Source organism: Candidatus Izimaplasma bacterium HR1 (genome assembly GCA_000755705.1).
Classification (GTDB): domain Bacteria; phylum Bacillota_I; class Bacilli_A; order Izemoplasmatales; family Izemoplasmataceae; genus Xianfuyuplasma.
In genome coordinates this window covers 356,850-372,335 of record CP009415.1, presented here as the reverse complement: position 1 = coordinate 372,335, position 15,486 = coordinate 356,850, and the positions used below count along the sequence as shown (strand labels likewise).

The 15,486-nt window shown below is 30.8% G+C and carries 13 protein-coding genes; 5 read left to right on the top strand and 8 right to left on the bottom strand.

The genetic code is table 11. From position 1 onward, the window contains the following. Positions 1–11: 11 nt before the first annotated feature. The 8 genes from KQ51_RS01995 to rpmH all read right to left on the bottom strand — a co-directional run bounded on the left by KQ51_RS01995 (position 12) and on the right by rpmH (position 9,166). Entirely contained in the window at positions 12–1,295 is a 1,284-nt protein-coding gene (locus KQ51_RS01995) for an adenylosuccinate synthase (RefSeq protein WP_038468280.1), read from the bottom strand. A 10-nt stretch (positions 1,296–1,305) separates the two neighbouring features. Further along, entirely contained in the window at positions 1,306–2,718 is a 1,413-nt protein-coding gene (locus KQ51_RS01990) for an NAD(P)/FAD-dependent oxidoreductase (protein ID WP_038468277.1), read from the bottom strand. 195 nt (positions 2,719–2,913) lie between these two features. Then, positions 2,914–6,357, bottom strand: coding sequence for a transcription-repair coupling factor (gene mfd / locus KQ51_RS01985; protein WP_038468274.1), 3,444 nt, complete (start codon positions 6,355–6,357; stop codon positions 2,914–2,916). A gap of 116 nt (positions 6,358–6,473) precedes the next feature. Further along, on the bottom strand, positions 6,474–7,022 hold the full coding sequence (pth, locus tag KQ51_RS01980) for an aminoacyl-tRNA hydrolase (protein ID WP_038468271.1): 549 nt from the start codon (positions 7,020–7,022) through the stop codon (positions 6,474–6,476). Position 7,023: 1 nt separating this feature from the next. Then, positions 7,024–7,632, bottom strand: coding sequence for an RNA-binding cell elongation regulator Jag/EloR (gene jag, locus KQ51_RS01975; protein ID WP_052609047.1), 609 nt, complete (start codon positions 7,630–7,632; stop codon positions 7,024–7,026). Positions 7,633–7,644: 12 nt separating this feature from the next. Next, positions 7,645–8,580, bottom strand: a complete 936-nt coding sequence (locus tag KQ51_RS01970; RefSeq protein WP_038468269.1) for a YidC/Oxa1 family membrane protein insertase — start codon at positions 8,578–8,580, stop codon at positions 7,645–7,647. Then, complete coding sequence (rnpA, locus tag KQ51_RS01965; protein ID WP_038468266.1) at positions 8,564–8,920, bottom strand: ribonuclease P protein component; 357 nt, start codon at positions 8,918–8,920, stop codon at positions 8,564–8,566. Before rnpA ends, KQ51_RS01970 begins: the two co-directional genes overlap by 17 nt. Before the next feature lie 102 nt (positions 8,921–9,022). Further along, entirely contained in the window at positions 9,023–9,166 is a 144-nt protein-coding gene (gene rpmH / locus KQ51_RS01960) for a 50S ribosomal protein L34 (RefSeq protein WP_038468263.1), read from the bottom strand. A gap of 372 nt (positions 9,167–9,538) precedes the next feature. Here rpmH and dnaA point away from each other — a divergent pair, with 372 nt between their 5' ends. From dnaA to gyrB, 5 genes are all read left to right on the top strand, one after another. After that, positions 9,539–10,912 (top strand): chromosomal replication initiator protein DnaA, encoded by a 1,374-nt coding sequence (dnaA, locus tag KQ51_RS01955; protein ID WP_038468260.1) that lies wholly within the window; start codon positions 9,539–9,541, stop codon positions 10,910–10,912. 126 nt (positions 10,913–11,038) lie between these two features. Then, positions 11,039–12,163 (top strand): DNA polymerase III subunit beta, encoded by a 1,125-nt coding sequence (dnaN, locus tag KQ51_RS01950; protein WP_038468257.1) that lies wholly within the window; start codon positions 11,039–11,041, stop codon positions 12,161–12,163. Between the two features lie 121 nt (positions 12,164–12,284). Next, entirely contained in the window at positions 12,285–12,497 is a 213-nt protein-coding gene (locus tag KQ51_RS01945) for an RNA-binding S4 domain-containing protein (protein WP_038468255.1), read from the top strand. Then, the gene (gene recF / locus KQ51_RS01940) at positions 12,497–13,591 is read left to right on the top strand and encodes a DNA replication/repair protein RecF (RefSeq protein ID WP_038468252.1); all 1,095 of its coding nucleotides are present in this window, start codon (positions 12,497–12,499) and stop codon (positions 13,589–13,591) included. Before KQ51_RS01945 ends, recF begins: the two co-directional genes overlap by 1 nt. After that, the gene (gene gyrB, locus KQ51_RS01935) at positions 13,584–15,485 is read left to right on the top strand and encodes a DNA topoisomerase (ATP-hydrolyzing) subunit B (RefSeq protein ID WP_038468249.1); all 1,902 of its coding nucleotides are present in this window, start codon (positions 13,584–13,586) and stop codon (positions 15,483–15,485) included. Before recF ends, gyrB begins: the two co-directional genes overlap by 8 nt. Position 15,486 lies beyond the last annotated feature (1 nt).

The following is a 15,486-nucleotide window of genomic DNA, read 5'->3' as shown; positions in this document are numbered from 1 at the left end:
CCTTTTTTATTTTACATCAAATCTTCTAATACCACTGTTTGTGTTCTATCAGGACCAACACTAAAGATTGATACTGGTGTTTCACTTAACTCTGATATTTTATTTAAATAGTTTTGTGCATTAAGCGGTAAATCGCTAAATTTAGCCACTTGTGTAATATCTTCAGTCCAACCAGGAACTTCAATATATACAGGTTCACAGTTCTCATAATCCTTTATATTTGCAGGGATATAGTCGATCAATTCATCTTCCAATTTATAGGCAACACAAATTTTAAGTGTTTCAATGTTTGTCAGTACGTCTAACAACATAACACTAAGTCCTGTAATTCCACTTACTCTTCTCGTATGTCTTAATACCACAGTATCAATCCATCCAATTCTACGAGGTCTTCCTGTAGTAGTGCCATATTCATGCCCAATATCTCTTATTTGCTTAGCAACTTTATTTTCAAACTCCGTAGCAAAATAACCACTACCTACTCTTGTAGAATAAGCCTTTGTAATTCCTATAACATCAGTAATATATTTAGGGGAAATCCCTGTATTTAGCGGTACTGAAGCAGCTGTAGGTGATGACGATGTTACAAAAGGATATGTCCCGTGATCAGTACAAAGTAATGCTCCTTGAGCTCCTTCAAACAATACTTTCTTATCATCATCAAAAGCTTTGTTAAGTAATATTGAAGTATCTGTAACAAATTTACTAAGTACTTCTGCATATTTACTATATTCAGTATAAATAGCTTCTATATTCATTTCTTCTTTTCCAAACAACTTAAATAACTTATTGTAGTAGTTCAAATTGTCAGTTAGTTTATCATAAAATGTTTCAGGATCTATAAAATCGCACATTCTAATCCCGATACGAGAGTATTTATCTGCATACGTTGGTCCAATGCCCTTTTTAGTTGTTCCTACTTTTTTTGAATCTTCTTTTAATTCTTCAAACAAACCGTCAAGTTCAATATGGTAAGGTAATACAACATGAGCTCGATTACTAATTGCTAAGTTATATTCATTTACACCGCCTTGTTTAAGCATTTCCAGTTCCTCTAATGCAGCTTTTGGATTAATTACCATTCCATTAGCCAGGACATTTATTGCGTCTTTTCTAAAAATCCCTGAAGGAATTAAATGTAATGCAAATTTCTTTCCATCAAATTTTATTGTATGTCCTGCGTTGTTACCACCTTGAAATCTAACAACAACGTCAGCTTTTTCGGCTAAGAAGTCGGTTATCTTACCTTTACCTTCGTCACCCCATTGTGTTCCTACTACTACGACACCTTTCATAAATATCCTCCTATAAACTACTAATTATATGTCTTGCTACCCAAATACCATTTGCTCCAGCTTGGGCTAAACCACGCGTTATTCCAGCGCCATCTCCACCAAAATATAATCCATTTACTGGTGATTCGAAATACTTATTAACTTCAGGTCTTGCACTATAAAATTTAGCTTCTACTCCATAAAATAAAGTGTGATCACTAGTAATTCCTGGTGTTACATGTTCTAAAGCTTCCATCATTTCAATTAAAGACTTCATAGTATTATATGGTAACACCAATCCTAAATCACCGGGAACGGCTTCTTTAAGCGTTGGTGTAACAAAACTTTCCTTTAATCTTTTGCTTGTAGTTCTTCGCCCTTTTTTAATATCACCGTATGTTTGAATAACAATTGAACCATTACTAAGTTTATTGGCTAATCTACTCACTTCATGTGCAAATTCATTAGGTTCATTAAATGGTGTACTAAATTTATGAGAGACTAATAAAGCAAAGTTAGTATTTCTACTTCCATACTTAGGATCTCTATAAGCATGGCCATTTGCCAGCATTGTACCACTATGATTTTCAACTACAACGTGCCCACTAGGATTTGAACAAAAAGTTCTTACCGTTGTTCCAACACTAGTTCTATATATAAACTTACCTTCGTAGAGGTTTTCATTAATTTCCTCCATTAACTCATCATTTGTCTCAACACGAACTCCAATATCAACTTGGTTAGCTATTTGAGGAATATTATATTTCTTAGTTATTTTCTTCAACCAAGAGCTACCATCGCGGCCTGGTGCAATAAAAACTTTATCAGCAAAGATTCTATCACCATTTAACACAACTCCCTTAATAGAGCCATTTTCCACTATTATGTCAGTAACTTCTGTTTTATATCTCATCGTTATTTTCTCAGATAAGTACTTGTATATACTTTGTAATATCTTTAAATTATCTTCAGTCCCTAAATGTCTTACTTTAGCTCTTAATAATTTTAGACCTGCAGCTAATCCTCTTTTTTCAATTTCCTTAACTTTGGCAGTTGTTGGATCAGTGATATTTGGTGTAGCACCGTGTTTTAAATTAATTGCATCAACATATTCAATTAATTCCTCAACTTGCCAGCTATCAAGATATTCAGTCATCCAACCACCAAATTCACTAGTAATGTTGAATTTTCCATCACTATAAGCCCCAGCTCCACCAAATCCATTTGTTATTGAACAAGCAGGATAACAACCACTTACTCCTTCTCTATTCAACGGACATTTAGTAATCTTCTTCTCTAAAATAGGACATTTCCTACTAAAAATATCTAGTCCTTTATCAATCAAGATTACCTTTAAATCAGGTTTTTTCTCGATTAGTTCATAACTAGCAAATATACCTGCAGGTCCCGCACCTACAACCACAACATCAAATTTATAGTCCATGAAAAAACCTCCCTAAAAAATAAAAAAAGCACCTATAATAGGTACACTTGTAGCGTACATCTATTAGATTTTGGTACGCCGTTTTTGATATTTCCATTTGTATAATAGCATTTTAAATTTTTGATGTCAATAAGTAATCTTTATCCAATTTTAATATTGAAAAAAAAAAGGCTAAATTTAGCCTTTTTCCATTACTTAAACAAATTCTAATAAATCAACGACATAATATAGATAGTGTTTATCAAGTTTGATTGTTTCAAATATTACGTTCAATCTATCTTTTTTAAACTCAAATCTAATAAATCTACTTAGATCATTTGCTCTCATAAACAGATATTCTCCATTTATATTGGCCGATACATCTTCATTTAACGTTACGGTTACATTGTTTTTTAATCTACGTATCTTCTCTACACCTTTTAGTACCGAATAATGTTCAAAAAGTTTTTCATACATATATAATTCAATCTCTTTTGAAGGAATCCCAAAACGATCTTTAAACTCTTCAGTTAATTGAATTATATCTTCTTTGGACTTGATATTCGCTATTTTGCGGTGCATTTCCATTTTTATGTAATCATTTTTTATATAATTTGAATCAATGAACTTGTTTACTTTTACTTTTAATGGTGTTGTAGGCTCTTTAATTTCATCTATTTCACCATTTTGAAGACTTACTTCTTGCTTTAACATCTCTAGAAAGAGATCAAGACCTACACTATCCATAAATCCCGATTGTTCAGTACCTAAGACGTCTCCCGCTCCTCGTATTGATAAATCTCTCATCGCAATCTTGAATCCTGAACCAAGCTCGGTGAACTCTTTAATTACCTTTAATCTTTTTATTGCTTCTTCTGTTAATTGTTTATTTTTCTTATACATAAGATATGAATAAGCTATTCTATCACTTCGCCCTACTCTACCTCTTATCTGGTAAAGCTGAGATAATCCTAATCTATCACTATCATGAATTAATAAGGTATTGGCATTAGGAATGTCAATTCCAGTCTCAATGATGGTCGTCGATACTAGTACGTCGTATTCCCCATCAAGAAAAGCTTGGATTACTTCTTCAAGTTGTAATCTACCCATCTTACCATGAGCATAAACAACTCTTGCTTCAGGAACTAATCTTTCAATTTGTCTAGCTACAACAGCTATATCATCTACTCGATTATATAAGTAAAATACTTGGCCATTTCTAGCCATTTCCCTTTCAATTGCATCCCTTGTTATAGCATCGTTTCTTTCCAAAACATAGGTTTGAATTGGATATCTATTTAAAGGGGGTGTTTCTAACAAACTCATACTTTTAACACCCATAATAGCCATTTGTAATGTTCTTGGAATTGGTGTAGCACTTAATGATAATACATCTATATTTATCTTCATTTCCTTAATTATCTCTTTGTGTTCTACTCCAAACCGTTGTTCTTCATCAATAATTAGCAAGCCTAAGTCATTAAAGACCATATCCTTAGATAAAATACGGTGTGTACCAATAACAATATCTATTTCTCCTGTTACTAGTTTCTTCATAACTTCTCTTTGAACTGATCTTGTAATAAATCTATTAAGTAGTCCTACTTTTATTCCATACTTAGTTAATCTTTCCTTAAACGTAAAGTAATGTTGGCGGGAAAGCACTGTAGTTGGCGCTAAATAAGCAACTTGTTTGTTGTCCAAAACAGCCTTAAATGCAGCTCTCATTGCTACTTCTGTTTTACCATATCCCACATCACCACATAATAATCTATCCATTGGCATTGTTGATTCCATATCTCTTTTAATGTCTTCAATAGCTGTTAACTGATCTGGTGTTTCTTGATATGGGAAATCTGCTTCAAAATCCAATTGTAAATCTGATTCAGGGCTATAAGCGAAGCCTTTTGCCTCTTCTCTTGCTGCATATAGTTTTATTAGTTTTTCTGCAATATCCTTAACTTTCTTACGAACTCTTTGTTTTGTTTTCGCCCAATCTGCTCCACCAAGTTTATGGATTTTCGCCTTTGTTCCTTCACTTCCCACATATTTTTGAATTAATTTAATATTTTCTACTGGAATAAATAACGTATCATCACCCTTATATGCAATATGGATGTAATCATTGGTATTTTCTCCTAATGTCATTTGTGTAACACCTAAGAATCTCCCAATACCATGATCGTAATGAACAATTAAGTCACCTTTTTTTAATTCTTCAATTCTAGATAGTTTTTTAGCATCTTTTAAAGAAGACCTATATTTAGCCTTTTTCCGTTCCTGTCCCTTGTATAAATTATCTTCATTTAGAAGTATTGTGTTTATACTAAAGAATTCGAAAGCTAAGAAGTTGTCGCTAACAAGCAAGTTAAGCTTCTTATCAAGAATGTCGTCTTTTAATCCAATTATGCTAAACTCTACTTTATCATCAATCAGTGATATAAATTGATTTAATTTCTTTTGATCTTTAAAAGTAATAATTACTGTAGTATATCCTTTATATTTGTTTAAATCTTTTAGTAACATATGGACATTATTGTTATATATCACAGGTTCTTTTGCTCTTACTTCTAGTTTATCTTTAGCTTTTCTTGTTACACCAAACACATCTAAATAAAGCGATTTACCAGCGTATATATGTTCAATATCCTTTACTAATTTGAATCCTAGTTTAGGATAATCTCCTGTTGATGTATACCACTCAGTAATATCAGTGATTACCGTCTCATAGTTTTCTTGTACTTTTTTATGATCCCAGTATATTATTGTCTTATTGTCTAAATAATCGATGATTGTTTCTGGTTTGTTATAGATAAAAGTAGAATATCTAGCCAATTTATCAATGTCTGTGTGTGATTCTAAATTAAGCAAATCCTCTTCAATTCTCGAATATGATTTCTCATCAAAGGGCATTTCCTCTAGTTTTTCATTAATTAGGTTGTTTAGTTTCCTAAATTGAGTTTCACTATAATGAAACTCAAACATAGGGAATATTTCTATGTCTTTTGTCTTTATTGTTGATCTCTGAGTGTTTATATCAAAGAACCTTATAGTTTCTACTTCATCATCAAAAAACTCAATACGCAAAGGATTTATCTCATTTAATGGGAATATATCTAGCAAACCGCCTCGATATGAGAATTCACCTTGCTTATCAACCTTCTCTTCTCTTTTATATCCTAATGAAACTAACTTTGATAGCAACTCATTAATATTAACAACATCATTCTTTTCTAGCTTAATTATGGCCTTTTCCCATTGTTTTCTTGGTTGTAGGTACTTAATTAATCCTGTTGTGTTAGTTACAATAACCATTTTATTATTATCTAATATTTTTCTAATGGTATTGATTCTTTCCAACTTGAATTCATTACTCATCGCAAGCATTTCAGTTGTTAAGAATTCATCTTGTGGGAAAAACCCTAGATTATTAGGTTCTAAGATGTTTGAAAGTTTATCAAAAACCTTTTGGGCATGGTAAATATTGGGTGCCACGAGTAAAACACTATGTTCTACCTCATTAAATACTTCTAGTACAGTAAAAATACTGATACTTTCATTAGTATCAGTTATGTGTAGTTCATCTAATTGATGGTATTTTGCCTTTAAATCTCTAAAGAAAGAGGTATTAGACAAGTATTTTAGTATTTTATTCATAATTTCACCCCACGCACTTATAGCAAATTCCTCAAAAGTAGGGGGATTCGCTTTAATGTAAATTTATATTAGCATAACACTATTGTTTTTTCAAACAAAAAAGCCCAGAAGGGCTTTTAGTTGTAATTATTCATTATTATTGTGAATTCTTTGGAATTCTTAAATTCTTCTATAATTTCTGATGTCTTAGTTAGAGCTTTATTTAGGTCTGTTCTTTCTTCCTTAGAAAACTTGCCTAAAACATAATCTTTTGCAGCAATTAAAGGATTTGAATCAATTCCAATTCTAACTCTTTGGAATTCTTGTGTTCCCATATGAGAAACAATCGATTTAATCCCGTTGTGACCACCAGGACTACCTTTTTCTCTTAAACGTAGTTTACCAAGTGGTAGTGCTAAATCATCATAAATGATTAGAACATCTTCAACATCAATATCATAATAATCCATTACAAGACGAATACTTTCTCCAGATAAATTCATAAATGTATGTGGTTTCAATAATACTAAGTTGTCTAATTTTAGCGATTCCCCACGGAATTTATTCTCTAATTTGAATTTTCCTAAGTTATCATCAACATATTTATCTAAACACATAAACCCAACATTATGTTTGGTATCTTTATATTTCTTTCCTGGATTTCCTAGTCCTACAACTAATCTCATATTATCGCCTCTTTGGTTTAATAACTAAATGTCTTTGCTGTCCTTCTCCTTCAGAAATCGTTGATACATCACGCCATTCTGCTAATTTTGTATGAATTATTCTTCTTTCATAGGCGTTCATTGGTTGTAACTTAGCAGAAACTCTTGTTTTAGCAACTGTTTTAGCAGTTTTAGTAGCTAAAATCTCAAGTTGTTTCTTACGATTAGCCTTATATCCCCCGATATCAACTAATACTATTAATCTTTCATCGGTATAGATGTTAACCAAATTGCGAATATAGAATTGAAGATTTTCTAAAGTTTTTCCGTTTTTTCCTATTAATAAGGGATTTTCATCAGTATTAATAGCATAAACGATTTCATTTTCAGATCTTCTTCTCATCTCTACTTGTGCTTGAATCTGCATATTTTCAAAGATATCAATTAAAGCTTTATACCCTTGTTCTGCGGGATCCGCGTTTACTGTAGCAGCAACAACATAAGTTTTTATAATCATACCTTTTTTATCAATAACTTCAATATCGATAAATTCTTGGCTAATACGAAGTTCTTTTGATGCGTATTCTTTAGCTTTATCTAAATTTTTTGTCTCAAATTCAATTCTTTTCATAATCAATTACCTCTAAACTACAACTGATTTGCTTTTTTGTTCTTCTAAATACTTCTTATAACCTTGTTTTCTATTGATATAAGTTTGGAAGAATTGGTAAGCATTACCGACGATCCAATACAATGCGATACCATTATTGGTAACCGCTATACTAACTAACATAAATACCATGAAATATGACATATATTTCATTTGATTAGCAGTTGATGCTGCCTTATCTGATTGATATTTTTTGTTTTGTAGGTATTCCGGTTTAGATTGTGCATATTTTTGATATCCGAACATTAATACACCTACAAATATTGCTAATAATACTTCAGGGAATATTGATCCTAAAGCTGTAAATACACCTTCAGAACTAAATACACTAAAATCTACACCTGCTTTTAAATCCATTCCTAAGAAAGTATAGTTTAAATCAGAGTAATCTCTAGTAACAACGCTACCAAATGCAGCTCCAATTGATAGAGGTACTCTACGTACAACTTGGTACATTACTATAAAGATAGGCATTTGTAAGAAAGGTAATAAACATCCTAATGGATTAATATTATATCTCTTATAAACTTCCAAAGTCTCTTGCTGTTGTTTCTTTTGAGAAGCTTCATCAGTTCGTCCTTTATACTTTTCTTGAATTTTGTTTAATTCTGGTTGTGCTTGTTGCATATTCGTTGTCATTGCATTACTTTTAGCGTAAATTGGCCATCCTACTGATCTTACAATTAATGTCATGATAACTAATCCTACCCAGTAATATCCACCGGTAACATTACTTAACCACACCATAAAATCACCTAATAATCCAACTAACCATTGGAACCAACCCCAACCTTGATCATAACCTATTGGTTGTTCGTAGATTGACGTTTCACCGCTACCACAAGCTGCTAGTAATACTACTAAAACTAACGTTACGGCAACTAATTGAATTCTAGTTGTCTTTTTCATTGTCTTTTCTCCTTAAAATGTTTTGTTTTTCCATCAATCCTTCAATTGAATTCTTTATTTCTGTAAAATTAAGCGCTCTAGCATCATTTTTTACAACAACAAAGATATCATAAAGATTGACAATGTCTAAGTTAGAAATGATTTCTCTAACTCTACGTTTGATTTGATTACGTTTTACAGCATTTCCAAATTTCTTAGAAACACTAACAGCATAACGGAAATGAGGTTTTTCATGGTTTTCGTTCTTATACAAGACAAAATAGCGATTTCCCCTGCTTTGTCTTGTTCTAATTATCATTTCAATTTCACTGCTTTTCTTAACGCGGTACTCTTTTTTCATTACTACATCACCTACCTAAAATAAAAACCACCTAAAAAAACAATATTATTTTTTTCAGGTGGGTACAGGTATTTTATAATATATTCGATTTTAAATTGATGCTTAGTCAGAAACTGTAAGTCTCTTGCGACCTTTAAGTCTTCTTCTTGCTAGAACTTTGCGTCCTCCAGGAGTCTTCATTCTTGAAAAGAAACCGTGAGTCTTTGCTCTCTTACGCTTATTTGGTTGATATGTTCTTTTTGGCATAATCAACACCTCCTAATTCTTTTGATAAAACCATGCTATAACATTATATATGTAATGAAATCATGTGTCAATAGTATAAATCAAAAAATATAAAAGTACAATAAGTTTCAAAAGTTATCCACATTGAATTACGGCTATTTCTCGTTATTTCAATATAGCGAATTGTGGAAATGTGTAAGATGTTAATTCATATAATGTGGGAAATGTGGGAAACATACTTAAAAGGCTTGTTATGAGTGTGATTAAACCGCCAATAATGTTAACAAGTAGTGTGTATAAAATTAGTTATCCCCATTTTTAGTGGACAAGTTTTTTTTCTTTTCCATATTTTTTTATGTTATATTAATATTGTAAGATTTTGAGGTGAACTACATGAAAAAATACACAGAAATATGGGAAGACATCAAACAATCCTTAGAAGAAGATTTAGATGAAGTTGTATTTACAGAGATTTTCAGACCTGTAAATACTGTTTTTAAAGTAGTGAACAATTATATATATATAGTTGCTCCTAATGAATTTGTTAAAAAGCGTATTGAAATGCTTTACTTAAACAAATTGAACAAGTATTTAGAGTACAAAGTAGATGAGATGCATAAATTTCGGATAATTACTGAAGAACAAGCATCAAAAGAATTGTCAGATTCTAAAGAATATAACGTTAATAAAGCTGATGATTCACTAACAAACCGCTATATACATGGAAATATGAACTCTAGCTATACGTTTGATAGCTTTGTAGTTGGTAATTCAAATCGATTAGCTTATACCAGTGGAATAAAAGTTGCCGATCAACCAGGTATTGTTGCTAATCCTTTATATATTTTTGGTGATGTTGGTCTTGGTAAAACGCATTTAATGCAATGTGTAGGTAATTATATCCTAGAAGGTGACATGAACAAAAAGGTATTATATGTTAAAACTGATCAATTTGTTGAAGAGTATGTAAGAAGTGCATCAAAAAGGAAATTTGATGAATTTAATAGCAAATACCGCGAAGTAGACGTTCTATTAGTAGATGATATTCAGTTTTTATCAGGTAAAACACAGTCTCAGAACGAGTTTTTCAAATTATTTGAGTTACTTCATGGCCAACAAAAACAAATTGTTATAACAAGTGATAGAAGTGCAAACGAGTTAAAAGATATAATGTCTAGACTTACATCTCGTTTTGAATGGGGAGTAACAGTCGATATTAATCGTCCCGACTTAGATCATCGTATTAAGATTTTAAAGAAAAAATTAATGGCAGAAACATCAAATTCAGATTTGATTCCAAATGATGTAATTGAGTACATTGCAAGTGTCTTTGATAACAACGTAAGAGAGTTAGAAGGAGCACTAAAAAGAGTACTATTTTATTGTACAGCTTTCAATATAGATTTCACAGTTAAAAGCGCAGAGGCAGCACTGGAAAACCTCGTTAAACCGCGCATAAACGATAATTTCTTAAGTGAGAATAAAATAAAGAATATTATGAGTTTAGTTAGTGATTATTATCGTATATCGACTAGTGATTTAATATCGAAAAAAAGGACTGCAAAATATGTATTTCCAAGACAAGTTTCAATGTATTTAATAAAAACATTATATGATCTTCCATACAAAAAAATAGGTACTTTCTTTAACAATAGAGATCATTCAACTGTAATGCATTCAGTTGAGAAAATATCTAACGAAATAGAAATGGATATTAATGTTAAAAAAGATGTGGAAAAACTAACTATAAAATGTGGACAAAAGTGAAAAAAAAATCACCAAAAAACGGCATAATATGGTATAATAAGACTATGATAAGTGTGGATTTCCACAATTCCACAGTCTATAATAATAATCAATAATATAAATTATAATTAATTAGGGGTGGATTTTATGAATTTTCAAATTAACAAGGACACTTTATTAAACAATTTGATAGTAGCTCAAAAAGCTTTATCAAACAAAACACCAAACCCTGCTTTACAAGGGATAAAGTTGGATGTTTTAGAAGATCATTTAATTATTACAACAAGTAATTCTGATATCGCTATTAAACTAACAGTTAAAGATCCTAGTCTTTCAATTCAAAGTACAGGTTCAGTTTTAATACCTGGTAAATACTTTATTGAAATTATCAGAAAATTAGATGGTTTAAAGGTTTCTTTATCAATGGCAGCTGATAATATGCTTAGAATTGAAGCAGATAGATCAGACATTACTTTGAATATGATGGATTTAGAAGATTATCCAGAATTACAATTTAGTGAAAAAGTTAAATCTATTAAAATAAATGTTCGAGTATTAAAAACTATTATTAGACAAACTGCTTTTGCAACTTCATCAATTGAAAACAGACCTATATTAACTGGTGTAAATTTTAAAATTGAAGGAAAAAAATTAAGAGCAATAGCTACTGATAGTTATAGATTAAGCCAAAAAGAAATAGAATTAGAAGAATCTTATGAGCCATTAAATATTATTATTCCTGGTAAAAGTTTAGAAGAGTTAATTAAAGTACTAGAGAATAATAACGATACAGTTGAGCTTCATTTTGATCATTCTAAAATATTATTTAAATATAATAACTTATTGTTCCAATCACGTTTATTAGAGGGAAATTATCCGGAAACATCAAAATTAATTCCGACAGAATTTCCAACAGTAATAAGATTTAATAAAGAAAATTTATCTACCGCTATTGAAAGAGCAAGTTTATTATCTTCAAGAGATGGTAATAACGCGATAGTTAAATTAGCTTTAAGGAGAGACAATATTATTGAAATTACTTCTAACAGCCCTGAAATTGGTAAAGTATTAGAAGAAGTATATCCTGTTGATGAAATAGTAGGACAACCGTTTAAAATAGCGTTTAGTTCAAAATACATACTAGACGCATTGAAAATATTTAATTCTAGCGAAGTAGCAATCAATTTTACCGGTGAAATAAGACCATTTATAATCAAAGGTGAATATGATGAAAACATGCTTCAATTAATATTACCTGTAAGAACAGAATAAAAGGCCTAACAAGGCCTTTTTTTTATGAGCTTGTTTTCCACAATAAAACTTGTTTATATACACTATTTATTATATAATATTTATATACATAATAATATATATGAAAGATAGTGATTTTTTTATGGAAAAAATTAAGATAGAAAGTGAATACATCACTTTAGGTAAGTTTATTAAATTCGCAAACATAACTTCTTCTGGTGGAATGGTTAAAGCTATTCTTCAAGAACACAAAATTTATGTAAATGATTTATTAGATTCAAGACGAGGAAAGAAGCTTTATCCTGGAGATAAGGTTTTAATTAAAGGTATCGGTGTCTACCGTATTATAAGTTAATGTATTTAAAAACCCTTAATATAGCGAACTTTCGCAACTACGAGTCTCAAAAATTAGAATTTAATAAGCATTCTAACATCTTCATTGGTAACAATGCTCAAGGAAAAACAAGTATCCTTGAAGCTATCTATGTTTTAGCATTTACAAAATCACATAGAGTTTATAAAGATGTAAGTTTCATTAAAAATAGCGCTGAGTACGCTAAAATCAATTCCCTAATCAATTTAAACAACAAAGATATAGAATTAGACATAGTAGTATCAAAACTTGGTAAAAAAGCAAAATATAACCAAATAGAGTTAGATAAACTAAGTGAGTATTTAGGAATTCTAAATGTTGTAATATTTGCACCAGAAGATCTAGAGTTAATTAAGGGAAATCCTAAAACTAGGCGAAAATTTCTTAATTTAGAGATTGGGCAAATATCAAAAGAATATTTATATAGTCTGCAAAATTATCGCAAAGTACTTAAACAAAGAAATGATTTATTAAAATCTATGCAGAAGAAACAAACAAAAGATTTAATGTTACTTGATGTGATAACGGATCAATTAGTAGGTTATCAAGAGTATTTAGCAAGCAAAAGAAGCGAATTTGTTAAGGAAATTGAAAGTTTAGCTCAAAATCACTATAAAAAGTTAGCTTCAACAAAAGATATTTTAACAATTGAGTATATTCCTTCAATTGTTAAAAATATAAAAGAAGAATATATTGCTAAGTATCAGTACGATATTATTACAGGAACTACTAATCAAGGGATTCATAGAGACGAATTGGAATTTTACATTAATAGCTTCCCTGTAAAATCTTTTGGTTCTCAAGGTGAACAAAGAACAGCTGTATTAGCTATTAAATTGGCACTTATTGACTTTATTTACAACTATAAAAAAGAATATCCTGTCTTATTACTAGACGATGTACTTAGTGAATTAGATAAAACAAGACAAAATAACTTATTAGAATATGTTAGTAAGGACATTCAAACATTTATAACAACAACAGATTTAAATGAGATAGATTTAGAAAAAATAGTAGATTATGACATTTTTCAAATTGAAAATGGAACTATAAAGGAGAGTGACAACAATGGATAACAACACTTATGATTCTAGTAATATACAAATATTAGAAGGACTAGAAGCAGTTAAGAAAAGACCAGGAATGTACATAGGGTCTACCGGACCTAGAGGTCTTCATCATTTAGTATGGGAAATTTTAGATAATTCAATTGATGAAGCTTTAGCAGGAGTAGCAACTCATATTAAGGTTGATATTCTTGAAGGAAACATTGTTTGTGTTGTCGATGATGGAAGAGGGATACCAGTAGATATTCACCCTAAAACGGGACTTCCAGCTGTTGAGACAATTTTAACAACATTACATGCTGGAGGAAAATTTGATAATTCTAGTTATAAAGTTTCTGGTGGGTTACACGGTGTTGGAGCTAGTGTTGTAAACGCCTTAAGTGAATGGATGGAAGTTGAAATTCACAAAGATGGTAGAAAATACACACAAAGATACGAATATGGATTTACTAAAACGAAGTTAATTGATCATGGTCCATCAACAAAATCAGGGACTATTACAACATTTAAAGCAGATCCATTAATTTTTAAAGAAACAACAGAGTATGAATATGAGATCTTAAGAAATCGTGTTCAACAAATGGCGTTTCTAAATCGAGGTGTACGCATCCAAATTAACGATTTAAGAACAATTGAACCAATTATGAACGAATACCACTATGAAGGTGGAATAATTGAATATGTTCAGTATTTAAACCGTTCTACAGATGTTTTACATGATAAAGTAATCTTCTGTGAAGGTGAAATTGATAGTATTGTTATAGAAATAGCTATGCAATACAATACTGCTTATCGTCCAAACATCTTTAGCTTTACAAATAACATTAATAATGTTGAAGGTGGAACACATGAAGAAGGATTTAGAATGACTTTAACACGTGTTTTAAATAATTATGGTAAAGCAAATAACATCTTTAAAAAAGATGAGGCTTTAGTTGGAGATGACACAAGAGAGGGATTAACATGTATTATTAGTGTTAAACATCCCGATCCTCAATTTGAGGGACAAACAAAATCAAAATTAGGTTCAACAGAAGTAAGAAAAATCGTAGCTAGCGTCTTAAGTGACGGATTAGATCGATTCTTAATGGAAAACCCAAATGATTCAAGAATTATAATTGAGAAAGCATTAATGGCTTCAAGAGCACGCTTAGCAGCTAAAAAAGCTAGAGAAGCAACAAGAAGAAAAAGTCCTCTTGATGGTTTAGGTTTTGCCTCTAAATTAGCTGATTGCAGAAGTAAAAACCCAAAAAAATCTGAAATATATATAGTCGAGGGAGATAGTGCTGGTGGTTCTGCTAAACAAGGACGAGAATCAGAATTCCAAGCTATCTTACCATTACGTGGAAAAGTAATAAATGTTGAGAAATCACGTTTAGACAAAGTTTTAGGTAATAAAGAGATATTATCAATGATTCAAGCTTTTGGTACAGGTATTGGTGACGAATTTAATATTGATGATGCAAGATATCATAAGATAGTAATTATGACCGATGCGGACGTTGATGGTGCGCATATTAGGACTTTATTACTAACATTCATATTTAGACATTTAAAACCTTTGATTGAAAAAGGATATGTTTATATTGCACAACCACCTTTATACAAAGTACAACAAGGTAAAAAAGTTGAATATGCTTATATAGAAGAGGAATTAGAACCTTTATTAAAAGAATTTGGACCTAGAGTCACAATTCAACGCTATAAAGGACTTGGAGAAATGAATCCAGTACAATTATGGGAAACAACAATGGATCCAAGTACAAGAACATTGCTTCAAGTAACATTAGAAGATGCAATTGAAGCTAATGAAGTATTTAGTATGTTAATGAGTGAAGAAGTTGCACCAAGACGTGAATTTATCCAGAAAAATGCAATATACGTACAAAACCTGGATGTATAGG

Coding starts and splice junctions, on each gene's coding strand:
- KQ51_RS01995 (WP_038468280.1), bottom strand. CDS start 1,295: ATGAAAGGTGTCGTAGTAGTAGGAACACAATGGGGTGACGAAGGTAAA.
- KQ51_RS01990 (WP_038468277.1), bottom strand. CDS start 2,718: ATGGACTATAAATTTGATGTTGTGGTTGTAGGTGCGGGACCTGCAGGT.
- mfd (WP_038468274.1), bottom strand. CDS start 6,357: ATGAATAAAATACTAAAATACTTGTCTAATACCTCTTTCTTTAGAGAT.
- pth (WP_038468271.1), bottom strand. CDS start 7,022: ATGAGATTAGTTGTAGGACTAGGAAATCCAGGAAAGAAATATAAAGAT.
- jag (WP_052609047.1), bottom strand. CDS start 7,632: ATGAAAAGAATTGAATTTGAGACAAAAAATTTAGATAAAGCTAAAGAA.
- KQ51_RS01970 (WP_038468269.1), bottom strand. CDS start 8,580: ATGAAAAAGACAACTAGAATTCAATTAGTTGCCGTAACGTTAGTTTTA.
- rnpA (WP_038468266.1), bottom strand. CDS start 8,920: ATGAAAAAAGAGTACCGCGTTAAGAAAAGCAGTGAAATTGAAATGATA.
- rpmH (WP_038468263.1), bottom strand. CDS start 9,166: ATGCCAAAAAGAACATATCAACCAAATAAGCGTAAGAGAGCAAAGACT.
- dnaA (WP_038468260.1), top strand. CDS start 9,539: ATGAAAAAATACACAGAAATATGGGAAGACATCAAACAATCCTTAGAA.
- dnaN (WP_038468257.1), top strand. CDS start 11,039: ATGAATTTTCAAATTAACAAGGACACTTTATTAAACAATTTGATAGTA.
- KQ51_RS01945 (WP_038468255.1), top strand. CDS start 12,285: ATGGAAAAAATTAAGATAGAAAGTGAATACATCACTTTAGGTAAGTTT.
- recF (WP_038468252.1), top strand. CDS start 12,497: ATGTATTTAAAAACCCTTAATATAGCGAACTTTCGCAACTACGAGTCT.
- gyrB (WP_038468249.1), top strand. CDS start 13,584: ATGGATAACAACACTTATGATTCTAGTAATATACAAATATTAGAAGGA.